This window comes from Acinetobacter towneri (assembly GCF_017498585.1).
Classification (GTDB): Bacteria; Pseudomonadota; Gammaproteobacteria; order Pseudomonadales; family Moraxellaceae; genus Acinetobacter; species Acinetobacter towneri.
The window spans coordinates 2,079,879-2,100,759 of record NZ_CP071766.1 but is presented as its reverse complement, the minus strand read 5'-3'; the positions used below and the strand labels follow the sequence as shown (position 1 = coordinate 2,100,759).

15 protein-coding genes and 2 pseudogenes are annotated in these 20,881 nt (G+C 40.2%); 10 read left to right on the top strand and 7 right to left on the bottom strand.

The window, feature by feature from the left end; genetic code table 11:
• Positions 1-84 precede the first annotated feature (84 nt).
• Both J4G44_RS10145 and J4G44_RS10140 read right to left on the bottom strand, forming a co-directional pair.
• A complete protein-coding gene (locus J4G44_RS10145) occupies positions 85-1,149 on the bottom strand; it encodes an amidohydrolase family protein (RefSeq protein ID WP_096901876.1) in 1,065 nt (354 codons plus the stop codon).
• A 141-nt stretch (positions 1,150-1,290) separates the two neighbouring features.
• On the bottom strand, positions 1,291-1,692 hold the full coding sequence (locus tag J4G44_RS10140) for a DUF3144 domain-containing protein (protein WP_004973007.1): 402 nt from the start codon (positions 1,690-1,692) through the stop codon (positions 1,291-1,293).
• A gap of 108 nt (positions 1,693-1,800) precedes the next feature.
• On the opposite strand from J4G44_RS10140, the gene J4G44_RS10135 reads away from it, so the two are divergent.
• Complete coding sequence (locus tag J4G44_RS10135) at positions 1,801-2,433, top strand: hypothetical protein (protein WP_179996253.1); 633 nt, start codon at positions 1,801-1,803, stop codon at positions 2,431-2,433.
• A gap of 121 nt (positions 2,434-2,554) precedes the next feature.
• On the opposite strand, the pseudogene J4G44_RS10130 reads toward J4G44_RS10135, so the two are convergent.
• Together J4G44_RS10130 and J4G44_RS10125 are read right to left on the bottom strand one after the other, a co-directional pair.
• A pseudogene (locus J4G44_RS10130) lies at positions 2,555-4,020 on the bottom strand (CYTH and CHAD domain-containing protein).
• Positions 4,021-4,224: 204 nt separating this feature from the next.
• Complete coding sequence (locus J4G44_RS10125; protein WP_096901882.1) at positions 4,225-5,691, bottom strand: CYTH domain-containing protein; 1,467 nt, start codon at positions 5,689-5,691, stop codon at positions 4,225-4,227.
• Between the two features lie 503 nt (positions 5,692-6,194).
• Here J4G44_RS10125 and J4G44_RS10120 point away from each other — a divergent pair.
• The 6 genes and pseudogenes from J4G44_RS10120 (at position 6,195) to J4G44_RS10095 (ending at position 14,531) form a co-directional block, all read left to right on the top strand.
• Positions 6,195-6,584 (top strand): Mpo1-like protein, encoded by a 390-nt coding sequence (locus tag J4G44_RS10120; RefSeq protein ID WP_373682974.1) that lies wholly within the window; start codon positions 6,195-6,197, stop codon positions 6,582-6,584.
• A 642-nt stretch (positions 6,585-7,226) separates the two neighbouring features.
• Positions 7,227-7,847, top strand: coding sequence for a thiamine phosphate synthase (gene thiE, locus J4G44_RS10115; protein WP_096900945.1), 621 nt, complete (start codon positions 7,227-7,229; stop codon positions 7,845-7,847).
• Positions 7,848-7,893: 46 nt separating this feature from the next.
• Complete coding sequence (gene hemL, locus J4G44_RS10110) at positions 7,894-9,195, top strand: glutamate-1-semialdehyde 2,1-aminomutase (RefSeq protein WP_167846092.1); 1,302 nt, start codon at positions 7,894-7,896, stop codon at positions 9,193-9,195.
• 486 nt (positions 9,196-9,681) lie between these two features.
• A complete protein-coding gene (locus tag J4G44_RS10105; protein ID WP_004973024.1) occupies positions 9,682-10,326 on the top strand; it encodes an RluA family pseudouridine synthase in 645 nt (214 codons plus the stop codon).
• Between the two features lie 146 nt (positions 10,327-10,472).
• The gene (rapA, locus tag J4G44_RS10100; protein ID WP_180158728.1) at positions 10,473-13,310 is read left to right on the top strand and encodes an RNA polymerase-associated protein RapA; all 2,838 of its coding nucleotides are present in this window, start codon (positions 10,473-10,475) and stop codon (positions 13,308-13,310) included.
• Between the two features lie 411 nt (positions 13,311-13,721).
• Positions 13,722-14,531, top strand: a pseudogene (locus tag J4G44_RS10095) (alpha/beta fold hydrolase).
• Between the two features lie 77 nt (positions 14,532-14,608).
• Here J4G44_RS10095 and fabR read toward each other — a convergent pair.
• A complete protein-coding gene (fabR, locus tag J4G44_RS10090) occupies positions 14,609-15,289 on the bottom strand; it encodes an HTH-type transcriptional repressor FabR (RefSeq protein WP_026438369.1) in 681 nt (226 codons plus the stop codon).
• Between the two features lie 154 nt (positions 15,290-15,443).
• Between fabR and J4G44_RS10085 the strand changes: the two genes are divergently transcribed.
• On the top strand, positions 15,444-16,514 hold the full coding sequence (locus J4G44_RS10085; RefSeq protein WP_167846089.1) for a ferredoxin reductase: 1,071 nt from the start codon (positions 15,444-15,446) through the stop codon (positions 16,512-16,514).
• Between the two features lie 13 nt (positions 16,515-16,527).
• Positions 16,528-17,622, top strand: a complete 1,095-nt coding sequence (locus tag J4G44_RS10080) for a fatty acid desaturase family protein (RefSeq protein ID WP_180158727.1) — start codon at positions 16,528-16,530, stop codon at positions 17,620-17,622.
• 292 nt (positions 17,623-17,914) lie between these two features.
• On the opposite strand, the gene J4G44_RS10075 is transcribed toward J4G44_RS10080, so the two are convergent.
• Both J4G44_RS10075 and J4G44_RS10070 read right to left on the bottom strand, forming a co-directional pair.
• Positions 17,915-18,562 carry an HAD-IB family hydrolase gene (locus J4G44_RS10075; protein WP_180158726.1) on the bottom strand — a complete coding sequence of 216 codons (648 nt, stop codon included), beginning with the start codon at positions 18,560-18,562 and terminating at the stop codon, positions 17,915-17,917.
• Positions 18,529-19,734, bottom strand: coding sequence for a DUF1615 family protein (locus tag J4G44_RS10070; protein ID WP_207973597.1), 1,206 nt, complete (start codon positions 19,732-19,734; stop codon positions 18,529-18,531). Before J4G44_RS10070 ends, J4G44_RS10075 begins: the two co-directional genes overlap by 34 nt.
• A gap of 83 nt (positions 19,735-19,817) precedes the next feature.
• Here J4G44_RS10070 and dusB point away from each other — a divergent pair, with 83 nt between their 5' ends.
• On the top strand, positions 19,818-20,843 hold the full coding sequence (gene dusB / locus J4G44_RS10065) for a tRNA dihydrouridine synthase DusB (RefSeq protein ID WP_180060200.1): 1,026 nt from the start codon (positions 19,818-19,820) through the stop codon (positions 20,841-20,843).
• Positions 20,844-20,881: the final 38 nt, after the last annotated feature.

Sequence of the window (20,881 nt, the reverse complement as noted above, 5' to 3'; positions counted from 1 at the left end):
ATTTTGAGCAGATACAAAAAACGCATCCATTTCGATGCGTTTTTTGTCTTCAAGTTTGCTATCTATGCTCAATTGGCTAAAGCTTTATAAACGATAAAACTGTTTGGCATTATGATGAAACACTTGCTGCAAAGCATTTGGATGATAGGCCGCAACAATATCACTAGTCGCATCAATTAAATTGACCAAAGACGTGCTCACTCGATCCATTGGAAAATTGGAAGCAAACATCAACCGATATATTCCAAAGCTTTGTAAGGCATGCTGAATCAGTGGTGCAGTTAAATCTATAATTTCCTGTTTTGAGGCTTCACGTTTTTGCAAGTGAAATTGATGTCCTAAAACAGGCATAAATAACCCTGAAATTTTGCTGTAAACATTTGGACAGTGTGCCAACTCGGCAATATCTTCTTGCCAACGAAACAGAATGTTTTCCCGTGCTGTTTTGGTCACGCCTGTATGTGTGCCAACTTGCCCGAACAGCCCTGCAGGTGTGCCCAAATGGTCAAGTACAATAGAAGTTTCTGGAAATTGTTTAGCCAGCGCCAAGACATCGCCCAATTGGGTCGAATACGTCCATGCATCAAAACTTAAATTATATTGCGCTAAAGCTTCAAAACCTTTTAGAAACTTTTTGTTCCGATATAAATGTGGTTCGTCTGCCCAAGAGAAAATCCCGTGATCTTCATGCACGGCTGCCATTTTACGAATTCCACGGAAGTTTGGAGAGGCTTTGTGATGTAATTTTAGAATTTTCTTAAAATTAGAATCGCGCGGGTCTGCAGTGGCGACAATCGCGCCCAAAGCCAAACCATTATTTTTAAAATCCAGACTTTCTATAAATTCGGTTTCACCAACTACACCTTTGCCTTTATGGTTGTGCCAATTGGCTTCAATATGCACAACTTTTTCAGCCGTATAAAAACCTAAGTCGCGGGCATAATGCTCAGGTAAATAGGGCGATGTGACGTGCTCGGTGCGTCCCAAAGTTTCAATGAGTGTTTTCGGTTTTATCAGGCGGATGGTTTTATCTAGCAAATTGGGATGCTTGCCCAAAAGCTTAACAGCAAGTCGTGCGCTGTGTGGCGTGTTATACGGATCCCACTGATGAATATGTGCATCAATGAGTGCAAATCCTAGATTCTGCATAATGATCCTGTTTTTATGACGCTATTATTTCACTATTCAAAGCCATCATGTTACAAAAGGGAAGGGTTATTTATCGAAATCTACAAGTTTGAAAATTAGCCGCAATAAAAAAGCCCCGTAGGGCTTTGTTTATATGCAAAATTAATGATCGTGCGAGTGGTCGTGATCATGTTTATGGGTATGAAATTCTTCGTTGTGACGGAAGCGCAAATAGTTTTCAAACTGTTCGCAATATTCATCATAGTTATCTTCAAGCATCATTTGAAATTGCTGCAAGATATATGACATAACTTGGTCTTTGGCATCGCGCATTTCATTGCCATCTTTAAAATTATTGGCTGCCACCCAAGTATTAAAACGTGCAGTAGCAAATAACATGGCAGCACTCACCTGACCACGAATTTCGGCAGGTTTTACTGTGGAGCCTTTTTCAAAATGACAGAAGCCATTGGCCTGTTTAATAAATTCATCGGCACGTTCAAAAAAAGCCGCATTTAATGCTTCTTCTTCGGTTACATCGGTTGCTTCAATCTTTTGAACCATGAATTTTTCCTAAGCTAAAAATCTGAATGTTTCATTATAGGCAAAGCCTTGCAGAAACAAAACCTTTGCCTTAAGCTAAAAATAGCCTAAGCAAAATTGGAGTGGTTGATGCAAGATGCGATTGCGGTACAAAGTTTAAAAAGCGACATTGCTTTATTACGTCAAAATATTTGGCCACCCGTGCAACTTGCCCATGTTGAAGGCTTGCCGATTTACTATGGTACACGTGCAGAAGTAGCAGAATACTATAAGCAATGGACAGGGTTGATTGAACGCGCGCAGGATTTATTTCAACCTTTTATGCAAGATGAAGTCATTGATGCGGTGCATTTGCCCAGTCATTTGAACTTGCCTTTATTTTATTTTCATGTCGATCGGATTCGAGTGAATAAAACCCGCGCCAAAGAATCGAAAACTTTTCGAGGGATTGCCAGCCTGATTGAAAAATGTGGGCAATTTGAACCGCAGGAAATTCAGGTTATGCAGCGTTGGTTAGACAGCGATGACAGTGCAGCACTGGTGGCACATCGTGAGTTTATTGATTTGCGTACTTATGTGTTTCAGCATGGGCAAAGTGACTACACGCGCACCCGTTTTTATGTGAATGGTATTGTGTTAAGTGTCGAACCACATTTTGAACTGGTCGATGCCCGAGATAAGCCACGTAAGCAGCGCAGTGACAGTTATCAAGACCCTTTGGCAGATAACCAAACATGGAAAGTATTTGGTAAATATCGTTAATCTTTTAGAAAGTTTGGAATTTGCAGATTAAATACTAATCTAAGATATAAAAAATAAGCTCAACATGAAATGAATCCCTGTTGAGCTTAAATGTGATCATTGATTGATGATCAAACTTCAACTACGACCAAAAAGGCTGACTTTCAGCAAACTGCTGTAAATCCTGTTCAATCTGTATGGAAATATGACGTTCTTCCGACGCAATCCAACCCAATACAAACCATGTTTTCGGTTCCGCTTGGGTATGGCTTTCGAATAAACCTTGTGCCACCATCAAATCATTAAAATGTCCTAAAGTTTCCTGTAATGGTTTTAGAGTTTTTAAATATGTTTTGACATCATCTTCTGCAAATAAACTGCTCACAAACTCCACGGTATAGCGTAAGCGTTTCACACGCTTACGTGTGCGGTGTTTAGAGTCCACATCTAAGGTTTGGAAATGACCTGTATCATCACAAATTTGTTGATGCATTTTCTGCAAGCGTTTACGTAATACTTTTTTGAATGGTTTTGATTCTGCATCTGCAATCGCAGCCGAATGTGCAAAACTCATAAGTTGTAACAGTAATAAGGTTGTGGTCGGTGAGCGGAAAATTGCATCAATCGCAATGTTTTCAGATGCTGCAGGTGGTAGTTCGGTAATAGGTGAGCCTGCATTTTCAAGTTGCGGAATCAGACTTTCGCGCAAAGCATCTTGATCGCGGGTCGAACCTAACTGCTGAAAAAGTGTCGCCAATTGACTTTCCCAATTGTTATTTGCCAACGCATCATATTCAGCAAAAATTTTTAAGGCACTGCGTAAACGTCGAATGGCAACACGCGCTTGATGCACATGCCCACTGGCATAATCTTGACTGGCAATCGCAGCTGCATTGGGTAGCAAGTGTGCCAAACAATTCTGAGTAATTTGTGTCAACAACTCATGCATATTTTCGGGGTGTTGCAATTGTAAAGCACTTTGCTGCTGTACAGGAATCATGGTTTCATTGTTATACAGCATATTGCCACGCTGCGATTTACTACGTGTGTCGAGCCATAAATGATATTTTTTAATCCACGGCTGAATATAGGCAATTAAATCTGCAATTTCACCTTGTTTCAGTTCAAACTCAACTTCGTAAATTTCAATCGAATTTTTACCTTGTCGGATTTCACCTAAATCAAAAGCAACTTCAATTTGGCTGTTTTTATAATGTGCCAATTGACTGTAGCGTAAAACATCGTTTCAAACTGCAGAGTTAAATTGACTTTTGAACCATCCAAAGCCTTTTTTAAAATCTTCCGAGCTTGTTTATGATTTTCATAACATGCCAAATCACACAATTCAGGCGCATCATGTCCTAACTCATGTTCAAGCTCAAAGCGTTCATAATGTTGTGGACTAGGCGCTTTTAAAGTTTGTCGCCAAATATCTCCCTCTAAACGCTGACGCAGGGCAATGCGTTGCTTGGCTAAGTGCTGTTCAGGACTATCATAATATTTAGCCCATAAGCGTTGTTGTTGAACCAGTTTGTTCTTTTTAAATGCTTTTTCAAATGCCGCACGATAGTTGTGTGGAATTTGAAATTTTAATTCTATTTCACACATCGGGAATGCCCTCGATGAAACAAGATAAGTTCTCTTTACTATAGTGTAAATCTATAAATGAACAAGGGGAGAACTGTGAACAAAAGCTTGAAAAATAAAATAATTTGTATTCAGTTTTTAACACAAAGCAGCCGAATGAATATTCACAAGGCTGCCGTTGTATTGCAGTATTTTTAGCGTGTGCTTTGAGGATGTTAAGGATACTTATTTTAAGAATTTACGGCTCACCATAAATTGTTCTGTCGCTTCCAATAAACGCTGTGCATACACTTCCTGTTTTGCAGTGAGCCAACCTAAAACAAACCAGTCGCTCGCTTCCAATTCAGTTTGTTGAATGTATGCTGCAGAAGATGCCAACACTTGATATTCCTGTGCTGCAAGCTGTGCATCATTCAAAGCTTTACTATATTTCTGCAAATTTTTGACATCATAAATATGCGTCAAAATGGGGAAGCTAAATTTTAGTTCCTGAATACGCAAAGCCAGTTGATCTAAACTTTCAAAATCGTGAATATCACTGTGCTGTAATTGTTCATGCAACTGCTTATATTGCTGTTGCAACGTGTTTTGTGCGGCAGTTTTTAAGTCTAAACCTGAGTGATCGCTCGCGGCTAAACTAAACATCAATAATTCTAAATAGTGATGCACATTTTGCGTTGAACGGACTAAATTGACCAATTTTTCTTGGGCGTACAAGGTATCTTTTTTTAGGTTCTCTGCAGTCGTCGGGTTCTGTAAAAATGCGCCGAGTGTGGCTTGCATGTGTTCCAAATGCTGCAGGTGATCAAAATGTTGTTTAAATGCTGCAATTTGCATTGCCCATTTATCGCCTAAATGCTTCGACCAATCTTTAAATAAGGATAGTGTTAGTTGTAAATGTTGCAAAGCGAACTGCGCCTGATCAATATGACTTTGTTCGGCAACTTGAGCAGAAATTGCGGCAATATTGGGCAATAAATGCTGTAATTGTTGTGCAATTAACAGGCGTAAATTTTGGTCGGCATGGTCTTTTTTACTGAATTGAAATTCTTTGCTCTGAGCCGCAGGGCTGACTTTTTGCTGCACAGAAAGCAAATGTCCAATTTCTGCTTTATTGCGCACATCCAGCCATAAATGAAATTTTTTCACCCATTCAAAACTAAAAGCCAGCAATTGCTGAATTGAACCTTGTTTCAGTTCAAACTCAACTTCATGTACTTCAACTTCAGCATCTGCACAACGAATGTGACCAACATCTAAACTGATTTCAATGTCAGTATCTTCAACGGTCATTAGTCGTGAGGTACGTTGAATATCGGTTTCAAATTGTAGTTGCAACTGATCCCAATTTTGTCCCAAAGCTTGATTTAGCAATTGTTGTGCTTCGGGAATACTTTGATAAATTTGCAGATCAAGTTGTGGTGGAGTATCTGGATTTTCAGTTGGCGCAAGTGGATGGTTATGTTCAAAACTATGAAAATGACTTTGACCTGCCGCTTTTAAAGTTTGTACCCATTGCTCACCTTCTAAACGCAGTCTTAACGCCATGCCATGATGCGCCAAGCTGTGCGTAGATGTATCAAAATAGCGTGCTTTTAATGGAATTTGAGTCGATTTTTTCGGGTCTAAAGTTTTGAGTAGTGCAGTACGACGTGCGACTGGAATTTGAAATTTTAATTCAACTTCGACCATGAAAAATATCCTGAACGTAAAGTATGTTGCGCCAAAGCAGCGGCAAGCAAATTGGTATTATGAATGTGTGAAAATTGCAGAACGAAGGTTTTGCAAAAGTGCGTTTGATTGTAACCAAAATATGCCAAGAAGTAAGGCTTGACCTTGGCTTTTTTAGGGTCTGTTGGCATTTCCTAAATGGCTTGCGCTGTAGGCTAAAACTGAGCAGATCAGGCATGAAACGTAGGGTATAGCGAGACTATTGCCAAGTTTCATAACGCAATCTGAGAAAGTTTTAGCCACAGCCTTTCAGGACAAGCATATTTTTTGCTGCTATTGCGTTATGAGTCAGTTATTTAGAACGACTAAATTTCCTGTCTCATGCCTTATATCAGCTGAAAAATATGCGTTGTCGCAAACATAGACGAAGTGTCAACAGACCCTTGAGTTTGGTTTTTTTTTGGCTTAGTTTAAAGTGTCGTTGAGCGTAGCAAAAATAATTCAAACCTATAAACATCAGGATGATGAACATGAACGCAGCATTAAACCCCGAATTTGAGCCGACACCAGATCCCAAGTTTGAATTGCCAATTCAGGATTATTCAACATTTTATCGCTTTTATTTAACTGAACACCGCAACATTATGAGCCGTCGTTTGCACGTTGTTGGCAGTAGTATCGGTTTATATTGTGTGAGTAAAGCCATACGCCATAAAAAAGCCAAATATGTACTCTATGGTTTGCTGGCAGGCTATGCTTGTGCATGGGTCGGGCACTTTGTTTTTGAAAAAAATAAACCTGCCAGTTTTAAACAGCCTGTGTATAGTTTTATTTCAGACTGGCGGATGTTTGCCGATGTTTTGCGTGGTCATTTAAGTTTGCAAGATCGTGCTAAAGATAAAATTCCAAGTTGAATTGAGCGCTTAGTTATACCGTTTAGGCAAAAACTAGACGATATGTGATTATTTTCATAAAAAATGTACAAATAAAATTAATTTTTTGTTGAAATGATAGAGTGAATATTCTAATAATGTGTCATCAAATTTATTGATAAAAGTTTGTGACTTTCCAAGCCTAGAGTGACCTTTCTCTAGGCTTTTTTTATGTGAAAAATTATATTCAGAATGGTGTTAAATCAGAAATCATTCATCTTTAAGCAAGGATATAGAGCAAGCAGGTTACTGATAGAGCGGCATGAAAAAATATAGACACATGATCATTTGTCGCATCCCCACATGCGCTCTGGCACAAATGATCATGTGTCTAAATGGGCGACCTAAATATGTCGTTATTCGCTGTAGTCACCCGTATGGATTTTAAAATCCATATCTTATTGAACTGGTTGCAGTTCTTGTTTTGCGCAGTTCAATTAAAGCTAAATCTATCTTTTAGCGCTATCACTAGAATTTGGTATTTTTAAGTTTTTGACTCAATAAAACCCAAACAAAATAGAAGCTTATAGAGCCTATATAAAAAAACTTGTTGAGCCTGAGGTTCTGACGCATGCCGCCTGAATGTGTAATAATACAGACCTTGTATTATTTGTGGCTGAGATTATGCGCGGTTTATATTTGATTACCAATGATGATCCTATCGAACTGCTTTTGGCAAAATTAGAAGGGGCGATGGCAACTTATGAAGTCGCGGTGTTGCAATATCGCCGTAAAAATGTGCCTCAAGCTCAGCAGGCATACGAAATTGAATATATGAAATCGATGTGTGATCAATACAAAGTGCCATTTGTGATTAATGATGATCTTGAAACTGCAGTGAAATATGGTGTTGGCGTACATTTGGGTCAAGAAGATGGCTCTATTGTTGAAGCGGTTGCACGTTTACCACAAGATGTATTGATTGGTCGCAGTTGTAATAACTCGATTGAATTGGCAGAGCAAGCCATTGCCGATGGTGCAAACTACGTGGCTTTTGGTGCAGTCTATGCAACTGAAACTAAACCTGAGGCAAGTACACTTACATTAGACACGCTCACACTGGCGAAGCAACAACTCAATGTGCCAATTTGCGCGATTGGTGGTTTAACTGTTGAAAACAGTCAGCCTGTCATTGAAGCAGGTGCCGATTTATGTGCAGTGATTAGTGATATATTAAGACGTCCGATGCATACTGTTGCACAGCGTGTTTATGATTGGTCTGCACTTTTCAAAGCAGACACTTAAAGCAGACAGCTAATTTTTTATTTTATTTTTTGAGTTGAGTGCCTCCATGAGCTTATCTCCAAAGCAAGAACAATTGTTTAAACAAGCCAATAAGCATATTCCAGGTGGGGTCAATTCACCTGTACGCGCATTTAACGGGGTAGGCGGAACCCCTGTATTTATTGAAAAAGCCAAAGGTGCTTATTTGTACGATGTCGATGGCAAACGCTATGTCGACTATGTAGGTTCTTGGGGACCAATGATTTTAGGTCATGCCCATCCTGCTATTATTCAGGCGGTGCAAGCTGCAGCTGAAGATGGTTTGAGTTTTGGTGCGCCAACGGTGCATGAAACGACTTTGGCCGATATTATTTGCGAAATTATGCCTTCAATTGAGTTGGTTCGCATGACCAACTCAGGTACAGAAGCCACCATGACCGCAATTCGTTTGGCGCGTGGTTATACAGGTCGTGACAAAATCGTCAAATTTGAAGGTTGCTATCATGGACACTCAGATTCGCTGTTGGTCAAAGCAGGCTCTGGACTTTTAACCAGTGGTGAAGGTGAAGCGACTTCTGCGGGTGTTCCTGCCGATTTTGCTAAACATACGCTGACTTTACCGTATAACGATATCACCACCTTAAAAGAATGTTTTACAAAGTTTGGTGCTGAAATTGCAGGGGTGATTGTTGAGCCAGTTGCGGGCAACATGAACTTGGTTAAACCAATTGATGGTTTCCTGCAAGCAATTCGTGATGTCTGCGATGAACGCGGCTCAGTCTTTATTATTGATGAAGTAATGACAGGTTTCCGTGTTGGCTTAGGCGGTGCTCAGGCGCATTATAATGTTAAACCAGACTTGACCACACTCGGTAAAATTATTGGTGCTGGCTTACCAGTAGGTGCATTTGGTGGTAAACGCGAAATCATGGAATGTATTGCGCCATTAGGTAAGGTGTATCAAGCAGGTACTTTGTCTGGTAACCCGTTGGCGATGCGTGCGGGCATTGAAATGTTTAAACATTTACGTGCCGAAGGTTTTTATGAAAATTTAACTGCGCAACTGGAAAAATTGTTGGCAGGCTTACAAGCTGCGGCAGATGAAGCAGGTATCCCGTTCAAGACGCAACAAGTCGGTGCTATGTTTGGTTTGTATTTTACTGACCAAGATGACATCACCAGTTTTGATTCTATGCTGAATTGCGATGTCGATGCTTTCCGTAAATTCTTCCACGGAATGTTGCAACGTGGTGTGAACTTGGCGCCATCTGCTTTTGAAGCAGGCTTTATTTCATCTGCGCATAGTGATGAAGATATTGCCTACACCATTCAAGCTGCAAAAGAAACATTTGCGGAAATGAAGGCGTAATTTGACCTCTGCTTAACACTGTCCTAAAAGGCATAGATATCTCCAAAATATCTATGCTTTAGGTTAAATTGAAGACATACTCTTCAATTTAATATCAAAGGCTTAGATCAGCGTCTTGTTAAACACTAAAATAGCCTGGTCAAACTAAATATGAATCCTATTACTTCATTTGCTCCCGCCATCAAAGATATAGCTTCAGAACGGCTTTGTTGTGCAACTATCTTGCACTATGATTTCATTGTATTTTTCTATCCAAATTTTAAAAACCTTTAAAACAGTATCTTAAAAAATATTTATGCAACAAAGCCTCCTGCATGCTATAAAACCCACATTTCTAAAAGCAGGCTGATTTAAAATTCAGCAGATTGTCTGATTCAGGAATGTAAATCGGAAAATTCATCGGGAATTGATGTATTTTGCATTGTAATTCTGTGTCAGGCTTTTTATTATTGCCGCCTTGTTTTCACGATCGGCCCGGAATTGAAATTGAGTAATTTTCTAAGCGAACACCTGATTCATCGTGACGATGAGTTTATGGTGATACATAAACCCGCTGGCATACTCACCGTTCCAGGTAAAACAGCAGATTTGCAAGATTGTGTGATGAGTCGTCTAGTTAAAATTGAGCCGCGCACTTTGCTGATTCATCGCTTAGATCGTGATACTTCGGGTATTTTGGTATTTGCACTCACGAAATGGGCGCAAAAACAAATTTCGCGTCAGTTTCAAGAACGCCAAACCGATAAAACCTATCAGGCATTGGTGGCAGGGCAACTGCAAGGTGAAGGCACTGTAGATGTGCCTGTGGTCTATGATCCTGCACATCCTCCATTACACATTGCCGATGCAACCCATAACAAACCTGCGTTAACGCATTGGCGTGCATTGGAGCAATTTGAATTGCAGGGGCAAATTGTGACTCGTGTGCAACTGACGCCTATCACAGGTCGTTCGCATCAACTGCGAGTACACATGCAATATTTAGGTCATCCAATTATTGGTGATACTTTGTATGCCACGCCCGAACAGCAACAACTCATGCCTCGTTTGTGTTTACATGCAGCAGAATTAAGTTTTCTGCATCCACAAACTGAGCAACGTGTACAGTTTACTTGCCCAGTCCCATTTTAAGCGAAAAAGATTACGCAAAGCCTGTGCTTTAGGCTCTCTTTTTAGTGCGCTTTATGTCAAAATATATTGCTATACGCCCTGAATTTTTGCTCAAATACTCAGCAGGTTTTGCGCAAAAATTTATACGTCCTAACTTCTAAATAAAGGTGGAAAAATTGCAGCAGTTTGCTATTGGTCAACGTTGGTTATCAGACACAGAAACGGAATTAGGACTTGGTGTTCTGATTGATGTAGATGAGCGATCGGTCAGCATTTTATTCCCTAAAAGTGATGAAACCCGTGTCTATGCACGCAATAACGCACCTTTATCGCGTATCATTTTTAATGTAAATGATGAAGTTCAAGACCAAGAAGGCAATGCGTGGACGGTTGAATCGGTCGAAGACCGCCATGGCGTATTGCGTTATAACGTGGTGCGTCGTTTGCAAGATGGCACAGAAGAACATAAATCACTGAATGAAACCCGTATAGGGGCCAGTATTCAACTGTCTAAACCTTTAGACCGCTTGCTTGCCAGCCAAATTGATTATAAAGAATGGTACGACCTGCGTATTGAAGCGATGTTGATGCAAGCCAATATGCAAAGCAGTCCATTACGAGGCTTGGTCGGTTCACGTGTCGGTTTAATTCCGCATCAGCTTTATATTGCACATGAAGTGGGTAAGCGTTTTGCACCACGCGTACTGTTAGCAGATGAAGTTGGTTTGGGTAAAACCATTGAAGCAGGTTTGATTATCCATCAGCAACTCAAAACAGGGCGTGCAGAACGTATCCTGATTTTGGTGCCAGATTCTCTGCAATATCAGTGGATGATTGAAATGCGTCGCCGTTTCAATCTGCAATTCTCTTTGTTTGATTTAACCCGTACGGCATCTATTAAAGAACACGATCCTGACCTGAATCCATTCTTGACCGAACAATGCATCATTGCTTCAGTCGATTTAATGATTGACCACGATGATTTACGCGAACAAGCCCTAGAAGCAGGTTTTGATTTGCTGGTGGTCGATGAAGCGCATCACTTAATGTGGAGCGAAGAAGAAGGTGGTAATGACCGTTATGATCTGGTCGAAGAATTAGCCGAACAAACCGCAGGGGTGTTATTGCTCACTGCAACGCCTGAGCAACTGGGTGTAGAAAGCCATTTTGCGCGTTTACGTTTACTCGATCCGCAACGTTTTAGCTCGCTCGACCGTTTCTTGGATGAAGAAGCACAATATCAACATACGGCAAAAATTGCCGAAGTCCTAATGTCAGATGCAGCATTGGAAGAAAGCCATTTGGCTGCACTGGAAGGCTTGTTGGGACATCGCATAGAAGATAACCCTGAACAGCGTTTCCGTGCTATCCACGAATTATTAGACCGTCATGGTACAGGACGTATTTTGTTCCGTAATACCCGTGAAGCAATTCAAGGTTTCCCAGGCCGTGATTGTCAGCCTGCGCCGTTACCTGCACCAGAAAACTGGTCTAAAGATGGTAAATTACGTGAACAAATGTGGCCAGAAGAAGCACAGCTCGATGGCAGTTGGATGGAAACTGACCCGCGTGTAATGTGGTTAATGGAGCGTTTGCGTAGCGACTTAAAACATAAAAAAGTGCTTTTAATTGCGCGTAGCGGCCCTGTGGTAGAAGCCCTTGAAAATGCGCTGCGCCTACATGCAGGTATTCGTACTGCAATGTTCCATGAAGGCATGAGCTTGTTAGAACGTGACCAAGCGGCAGCATATTTCGCAGAAGATTCTTATGGTGCACAAATTTTATTGTGTTCCGAAATTGGTTCAGAAGGGCGTAACTTCCAGTTTGCATCAGACCTGATTTTGTTTGACTTACCTGCCAATCCCGACGTGTTAGAACAACGTATCGGTCGTTTAGACCGTATTGGTCAAGAAAACCGTATTCAAATTCATGTGCCGTATTTGGTGGGGACTGCGCAAGAGCGTATGTTCCGTTGGTATAACGAAGCACTCAATATTTTCAGCAATATTTCACCCACTGCACAAACCTTGCAGGAAAACTTTATTGTCGATTTAAAACACTGCTTACTTGCAGATTTAGGACAACAGTTTGAAGATTTACTGGAAGCAGTCAGTGTGCAGCGTGAAGCTTTGGAAGCAGAACTTCAAGCGGGTCGAGATCGTTTGTTGGAATACAACTCTTGCCGTCCTGTGGTGGCGCAGGAAATTGTACAAGCTTTAGAAGATTACGACGACAATACCACGTTGCCTATGTTTATGAAGCGCTTTATGGCATCGACCAATATTGACTTCGATGAACAAAGCAATGGCACGGTGATTATTAAACCAACTGATCAAATGCAAGTGCAAGGTTTGACCTTAGACGAAGAAGGCATGACCGCGACGTTCTATCGGGATCAGGCGCAAATTCGTGAAGATGCACAGTATTTGACCCTAGAGCATCCATTCACAGAAAGCGTGATGGAAATGATCAATACACAAGGTTTTGGTAGCACCAACGTTGCGGTATTAAAATCTGCCGCTTTGCCACAAGGTTCTGTGTTGCTCGAAGTCTGGTTCAAAGTGGATGTCATTGCACCTAAAGCCCTGAATTTGCCATCAAGCTTGCCACAGCAACTCATTCGTGTCTTATTGAGCGAAAAAGGGCAGGATTTATCGCAAAAAATTGCCCCTGAAATTTTAAAACCTTATTTACATCATTTAGATGGCAACAGTTGTCGTCAAGTGGTGAAAGCACGCCGTGACGCGATTGAAGCGCGTTATACACAGGCTTTGGAGTTGGCTAAAGCTGCATTGCCTGAATTTAAGCAACAAGCTAAAGATGTATATAGCAAAAAATGGCAATATGAAATTGACCGTTTAAGCTATTTGAAGCAATTTAACCCAAGTATTCGTGAAGATGAAATTACACGTTTACAGAAATTGCAAAAAGAAGGTGTTGCATTATTAGATGGTTTGTCGGTCACGCCTGAAGCAATTCAGGTGATGGTGGTGGTAAAGCCATAAAGAGTGCATTCAATACAGGTGTCTAGACGGTGTATTTGTATTGAGTCGGTTTTAATCAATCACTTTTTTAAATATTTGGCATCTTCTAAATTGCACGTTTTAAGTTGGGCATTGCGCCTCATTTTTACGGAGCAGTTTAGCGGGTGCTTTTTTAATATCGCAATAAAAATTTTGTGCGAGATTTTTCACATCACGGACTTAAACAAAGTAGCAACCAGTGCTTATGTGTCATTAAAATGACTCATAATTCATCTTTTTCAGCATTCCGGTCATTTGCAAAACCCAGTGGTATGCGTAGTTTAAAGGCTGTTGATCTTTTATCTATGATTGATGTGCCAAGTGTTGAATCTGTAAGCGCGTACGCATAGATCAAGTCACAGACCCGATATTCTTCTTTTAAGCGTATTTTAAATGACTAAAGCTGCAATTCATTTTACCCATGCCAATGGTATTCCTTCTGCCAGTTATCAAAAGTTTTTTCAATGTTTTGAAGCAGATTATCATTTAAAGGCAATTCCACTGATTGGTATGCAAGCAGAATTTCCTGTGACCTATAAGTGGACCTATTTGATTCATCAAGTGATTCAGGACATTGAGCAGCAGTTTCCAAAGCAACAAGTGATTGGTTTAGGGCATTCTTTTGGTTCATTATTAACCCTGATGTGTGCCTATCAGCGTCCAGATTTATTTTCTCAATTGATTATTATGGATCCACCTTTTGTGATTGGATCGAAGTCGGCATTATTTGAAATTTTACAAAAATTTAAACTGAAATATGTAGATCAACTCACACCTGCCGCCGTGACCATGAAGCGTCGAGATCATTGGGCTAGCCATGCAGAAGCCTATCAAGCTTTGCGGCATAACCGTTTATTTAAAAAATTTGATGCACAATGTTTTGAAGATTATTTTGCCAGCGGCATACAAGTCGATGCATAAAGAGGTGGTGTGACTTTAACAATTCCAAAACGGGTAGAAGCTGAAATTTTTAGAACCGTACCTGCATGGTGGTGGCGCACACCACGCAAAGCCCCAGATGTACCTGTGCATTTAATTACAGCAAGGCATAGCCCATTTTATTTGCAAGGTTTACCGCAAGGCATGCAAAAAACTTATGGAATTGAGTTTAGTGTGGTCGAGGGAGGACACATGTTTCCTTTGGAAAATCCTGAAACCACGGCAACACATGTGCAGCAATTAATTCAAAAACAACACGCTTAACAGCGAAGTCTAGCAATTAAATGCTCAAACGGGCGTGACCTGATTCAGGAAAATCGCCCGATTTATCCTGTGTTATGTTAACGAATTTTGGCATCATCCAAATGTCGTGCACCTTCTAAAATCATGCGAATCATGGTCATGGTTTGTTCAGCGGTTTCTTTACGTTCAGTCGCAGGCATATCAATGACTTTAGCGCCCATATTAAACACCAACTGGGTAATGGCTTTTGCGACAATATCGGGATGCGCTAACTTGCTGTTATTTAAACGTTCTAAACGAATTAAATCATCCTGCAATTCTTGCTGGAAATAATTCAATTGGCGCTCAACAGCTAGCTTATAAGAGGTTGAACCCGTATAACCTTCACGTAATAGCAGACTTAAATTGCCTTCATCGGTATCTAATTGTTCAATAAATACTTCAACCGAGCTGCGAATAATACTGTTTTGTTTAGATGCTTTTAAACGTGCTTCATGCAGAATTTGACGCAACACCACACCTGCACGATCAATCAGTTCAATCGCGAGTTCATCAATATCTTTAAAATGACGATAAAAACTGTTTGGTGCGATGCCTGCTTCACGTGCAACTTCACGTAAACTTAAAGATGCGATACTTTTTTGTGGGCCAATTAAATTTAATGCTGCCTGAAATAATTCTTGTTTGGTAATGGTAGCTTTACGCCCAACCGTACGCACGACAAGAGGCTCATGAACCGTTTCAGATTCTGGAAAAGTCACATCATGGTTTGTTTTCATGGCAGGCTGAGTCATATTTTCAATAATTTATAAGCTTAGAGGCATTATAGCGGTTGCGCCAGTACTTGTGAAATGATTAGAAACAATACAGGTGTATATACAAATATATATACATGTGTATAATAATTAAAATTTCATCGGGTGGTGCTGAATCATGCAGCTAACTGAAAAAAGAAAATCTCCCTTAACCAGTATTGCAACTGCAGTACTAGACCCTTATGCCGCCAATTTCTGGTTGCAAAAAATTAATCCATTATGGTCGGTGAATCAGTCACTCGGCAAAATTGTAAAAAAAGATACCGCTGCACAAGGTGTAGTGAGCTTTACTTTGCAATTCAATAAAAAATTCCAAATTGGCGCAGCAGGGCAGCATCATCCTGTTTATGTGACAATTCAAGGCGTACGCTATGAGCGAACCTATAGTTTGACTCAGCTTGATGCACAACACGTTTTATTGACGGTAAAAAAAGTTGATCAGGGCAAAGTCAGCACATGGCTGGTTGAGCAAGCCAAAGTTGGTGATACTTTGGAATTTGGTGCGCCTTATGGTGATATGCAACTGCCTGCACAAGCCCAGCCTTTAATTCTATTGGTAGCGGGTAGTGGTATCACACCAATGTATAGTTTGCTACAAGACATGGCGAAATCAGGTCGTCTTGGTAGCACTCCAGTAACTTTAATGTATTGGGTAAAAACCTTTGCAGACGCAGCATTTAAAGCACAGTTTGAAGCATGGGCACAACAATATCCAAACTTTAAATTTCAAGTGTTTTATACTCAAGAGCCGAGTGTGGCGCACAGCCGTTTAAATGCAGAACATTTACAAGACTTGGCACAAATCGAGCAAAGTGCAGTGTTTGCATGTGGCCCATCGGGTTTTACCACGCAAGCTGAACAATTATTTGCACAAGCTGCTTTGCTGAAAACAGAAGCTTTTAGCATGACCCCTGTGTTAAGTGACGATGTTGGTTTGGTACAAGTTACACTGACTCAATCGAAAAAGATTGTCACTATTCCAAAAGGCAAGTCCATTTTAGAAAGTCTGGAACAGCAAAATATTAAACCTAAATACGGCTGTCGTATGGGAATTTGCCATAAATGCGTATGCAACAAGGCTGAAGGTTCAACTAAAAACTTGGTCGATGGTGTTCAAAACAGCGAACCGAATAACCAATTGAAAATCTGCGTCAATTCAGCACAAACCGATTTAATTATTGATTTATAAGCGAGTTCCGATTATGAATATGCCAGTAAAAATAGAATATTTCCGCAATCCTAAAAACCGTGAACTCACTCAATTTGAATTAGATGAGCTTGCACGTGAATTAGACGCCATTAAACAAGAAGTTTTGGATGATATTGGCGAAAAAGATGCTAAATACATCCGCCGTGTTTATTCAACCATTCGTTATAGCTCAATGGCAGGTCGTGCCTTATTGTTCGCAGGATGGTTCCCGCCAGCATGGGTTTTGGGTACAGGCTTGTTAGGCTTTGCCAAAATTATGGAAAACATGGAATTAGGTCATAATGTCATGCACGGTCAATACGACTGGATGAATGATCCTAAATTTAATGGTACAAGCTATGAATGGGATACTGTGGGCACTTCAGACAACTGGCGTCAAACCCATAACTTTAAACACCATACTTATACCAATATTAAAGGTATGGATGATGATATTGGCTATGGTTTGGTGCGTTTGTTCCCAGAACAGCGCTGGAGATCAGGCTATTTATTGCAACCTTTATACAGTATTCCTTTCTGCTTACTGTTCCAATGGGGTGTTGCCATTCAGAATTTAGAAATTGGTAAAATTTTGAATGGCCGTAAAAGCAAAGCCCAAGCCAAAAAAGAATGGCAACCTATGCAGAAGAAAATTGGAAAACAATTGTTTAAAGATTATGTGTTCTTTCCATTGATTGCAGGCCCTTCGGCTTTACCAGTGTTTACAGGGAACTTGGTTGCGAATGGTATTCGTAATATTTGGACATTCAGCATTATTTTCTGCGGTCACTTTACGAAGGATGTAGAAGTATTTCCAAAGTCTGTGATGCAAAACGAAAGCCGTGGTCACTGGTATATGCGTCAAATTCGTGGTTCATCGAATCTTACAGGTTCTGAAGCATTCCACATTTTGACAGGACATTTAAGCCATCAAATTGAACACCATTTATATCCAGATATTCCTGCACGTCGCTATCGTAAAATGGCTCCAAAAGTACAAGCTGTGTGTGAAAAGTATGGCTTGAACTACAACAATGCGAGCTTAGTTAAACAGTACGGCAGTGTGCTTAAACGTATTGTGAAATATGCTTTTCCATTTAAGAAATAAGTGACTTACAAATGAGTTGTTTAGTACGAATAGATTAAGTGATTGATCTTGGTTTAAAACTATACTTCTATTTTGAATTAGAGGTGATGCTGTAAAGTGTCACCTTTTTTATTGCTTTAGGTGTTGTAGTCGTTATTTTTATGCAGAATCATCAGCTATTTTATTAAGAGAAAACTCTATTTTTATTTTCTATTCTGGGTATAAAAAAGTAATCACCATAGGCGGCATCCGCTACATGTAACTTAAAAAACCCACAATTCAAATTGTGGTTTTATTATATCATTCATCAAAATCAAGCCAGTTTTTTATAAGTTACAATTTCTGGCAATGAATGATCACTACCCACCATATAAGAATAAGTCGCTAAACTCAGCATGGCATCATCTTCATCACTATTACCATACGCATAAATAGCAGCATAATTTTCTAAATCATATTGTTCTAAAATCCGAATTTGCTTTTGTTCCCGACTACAATCAGCTGTAGAGTATCGTCCTGTAAATTGCTGATTTTCAATTTCTGTTTCGGTACAAATCAAACCAACATTTAATTGCTGACAAATATACTGCAAATAAATATCCACACTCGCAGAAACCACCACCACATCATCACCATTGAATTGATGTTGTTTTAATTGCTGTAACAGTTGTGGGTTTAGATCATGCATTAAATCTGCTGCATAGCGTTGTGCAAGTGCTAATATTTCAGTTGTACTTGCATCTTTAAACATGGCATTAAACAATTTAGGGCGCATGGCATGTGCAGGATAGACTTTTAAATAAAAGGCCTGAATCCACGGTAAGGTTTTTAAACCTTGTTTGATAATGTGTCGTTTAGATAACGCATAGAAAATGAACTCCGTAAAACTGTCTTTGCTGCACAGGGTTCCATCAAAATCAAATAAGGCTAAATTTTTATATTTTTGGCTTTTTGCATGCATGTTTTATAACGTCCATTGACTCGCGTAGCAAACCAATTGGTGTTGTAATCTCGACTCAGTTTAGGCCCTGAAATGACCACTTGCGGCATCATGGCATAAAATGGCTCTTTGCCCGTTTGTGCTTTATAAAGTTTTGTAACCGCTAAATAGGTTGCAGTGTCTTCAAATTTCTTTTCTTTTTCTTTTTTTAAGTCTGCACGAATTTGTCGTGGTGTAACCAAAATATTATGTTTGGCAAAAACAGCAATTAATTCACGTTCTGATTCACTCTTTGCATTACGCACACCGCCATCTTTAGCGTAAAGAAGTAAATCACCATCTAAATCGAGTTCAGCTTCGGTTAAATCATTCAGCATACTTTGGAATGCAGCATTGCGGCTCGAATACATGCCCGAGTTATAGTCAGCAAAACGGTATAGCGGTTGATCATAGTCGGCAGGGTACATCATTAAACGATGAATCCCGTAATATAATCCGCCATATTGAGTGTATAGATCGCTGCGTAACTCTGCGATGTTACCGCTTTGGCGTTTATGCTCTTTGGCATAGCTAATATGTACTTGCATCGAGCCTAAAGTAGTAATTGGATTAAGTTTTTCGCCAATATTTTGTCCAAACAGTTTGGCAGCACCTGTTAGCGCAGACACGTGATAATGTTTGGCCATATAGTCAAAAATTTCACGATACAATTCATCCAGTTCACGTTCGGTTTTCACACGACGCATTTGGCTTAAATAGTTATCTTCAGGGCTTGGGTGGTTTTTCAGTACATCCTGAAAATAGCCTGCAACCGTACCACCAATGGCTTCGCCCAGTTTATCTTTAAATTTCTCATCCAAACGGTCTTGCACTTCTTTAACTGCTTTTTCACCCAGACCATAGACTTGAGGGTCGGCTACAAAGTTCGATTCCTGATCCACCACGGCAATGATGGTGCACATATTTTCTTTGGTTTGTGGGATGCCCAATTGCTCTGAAATATCGTAAATATCTTTTGCCCAAGCACTACGCTCACTGACCCTATTCGGAATGAGTTTGCGGATTTGTTCTGCTTCAAGGGTTGGCTCATTGTCCTTAGACCACCATGCGCTATCTCCACAGGCAGCCAAGCTTAATGATAAAGCAAGCAAGCTGAAGGGTTTCATCAAAGAAGTGAATACAGTGTCTTTCATAGATAGGGAAAACTCGTTCCTAATGGATGAGCCCAAAGGGCAGATGCAGTATACTATGCCAATCGTTAAAGTTAAGAATATATATGTATATTGGTCCCTATCAACTGTCAAATAATTTGATCGTTGCCCCAATGGCGGGTGTTACAGATCGGCCATTTCGCTCACTGTGCAAATACTTTGGTGCTGGGCATGCGGTCAGTGAAATGATGACATCTGACAAAACTTTGCGCATGAGTAAAAAGAGTTTGTATCGTGCCAACTTTGATGGGGAACTTGCACCAATTTCTGCACAAATTGCAGGTTCAGACCCGCATGATTTGGCCGAAGCCGCACGTTATCAAGTCGCCAATGGTGCACAAATTGTTGATATCAATATGGGCTGTCCTGCCAAAAAAGTCTGTAATAAGTTAGCAGGTTCTGCCTTGTTGCAAGATGAAGATTTGGTGGCACGTATTTTAGATACTGTCGTTGCTGCAGTTGATGTACCTGTAACCCTTAAAACCCGTTTGGGTTTTTTAAATGGTCAGGAAAATATCTTACGTGTGGCAAAGCGTGCGGAACAAGCTGGTATTGCCGCTTTAGCTTTGCATGGTCGTACCCGTGAAGATATGTATTTAAATCATGCACGTTACTCACTCATTAAAGACGTGAAAAGTATGTTGCAGATACCTGTGATTGCCAATGGTGATATAGATAGCCCTGAAAAGGCCAAATATGTCTTGGACTATACAGGCGCAGATGCGATTATGATTGGACGTGCAGCACAGGGGCGTCCGTGGATTTTTCGGGAAATTGCACATTATTTAGCAACGGGGGAGCTGCTTGCCGCACCGAGTATTGCAGAAGTTCAAAAAGTCCTATTAGGACATTTAGCTGAGCTGTATGAATTTTATGGTGAATATTCAGGTTGTCGCATTTCACGTAAACATATTGCTTGGTACACCAAAGGTTTACGTTCAAGTAATGAATTTCGTCAAAGTATGTATCAAGTAGAAAGTACGGCAGAGCAATATAAAGTAGTGGAAGATTACTTTAATCAGCTACTTGCGCATGGTGAAATCATGAGTGATGTGCAGGTTGAAGCGGTGAACTTATTAGATACAAAGTAAAAAATTAAAACTCAACCGTGATACACGGTTGAGTTTTC

Excerpts from the sequence above, each read along its gene's own strand:
- J4G44_RS10135 (WP_179996253.1), top strand. The coding sequence starts at position 1,801 with ATGCAAGATGCGATTGCGGTACAAAGTTTAAAAAGCGACATTGCTTTA.
- J4G44_RS10140 (WP_004973007.1), bottom strand. The coding sequence starts at position 1,692 with ATGGTTCAAAAGATTGAAGCAACCGATGTAACCGAAGAAGAAGCATTA.
- J4G44_RS10145 (WP_096901876.1), bottom strand. The coding sequence starts at position 1,149 with ATGCAGAATCTAGGATTTGCACTCATTGATGCACATATTCATCAGTGG.
- fabR (WP_026438369.1), bottom strand. The coding sequence starts at position 15,289 with ATGAAAACAAACCATGATGTGACTTTTCCAGAATCTGAAACGGTTCAT.
- J4G44_RS10120 (WP_373682974.1), top strand. The coding sequence starts at position 6,195 with ATGAACATGAACGCAGCATTAAACCCCGAATTTGAGCCGACACCAGAT.
- J4G44_RS10070 (WP_207973597.1), bottom strand. The coding sequence starts at position 19,734 with ATGAAAGACACTGTATTCACTTCTTTGATGAAACCCTTCAGCTTGCTT.
- J4G44_RS10085 (WP_167846089.1), top strand. The coding sequence starts at position 15,444 with ATGCAGCTAACTGAAAAAAGAAAATCTCCCTTAACCAGTATTGCAACT.
- thiE (WP_096900945.1), top strand. The coding sequence starts at position 7,227 with ATGCGCGGTTTATATTTGATTACCAATGATGATCCTATCGAACTGCTT.
- hemL (WP_167846092.1), top strand. The coding sequence starts at position 7,894 with ATGAGCTTATCTCCAAAGCAAGAACAATTGTTTAAACAAGCCAATAAG.
- J4G44_RS10075 (WP_180158726.1), bottom strand. The coding sequence starts at position 18,562 with ATGCATGCAAAAAGCCAAAAATATAAAAATTTAGCCTTATTTGATTTT.
- dusB (WP_180060200.1), top strand. The coding sequence starts at position 19,818 with ATGTATATTGGTCCCTATCAACTGTCAAATAATTTGATCGTTGCCCCA.
- J4G44_RS10125 (WP_096901882.1), bottom strand. The coding sequence starts at position 5,691 with ATGGTCGAAGTTGAATTAAAATTTCAAATTCCAGTCGCACGTCGTACT.
- J4G44_RS10080 (WP_180158727.1), top strand. The coding sequence starts at position 16,528 with ATGAATATGCCAGTAAAAATAGAATATTTCCGCAATCCTAAAAACCGT.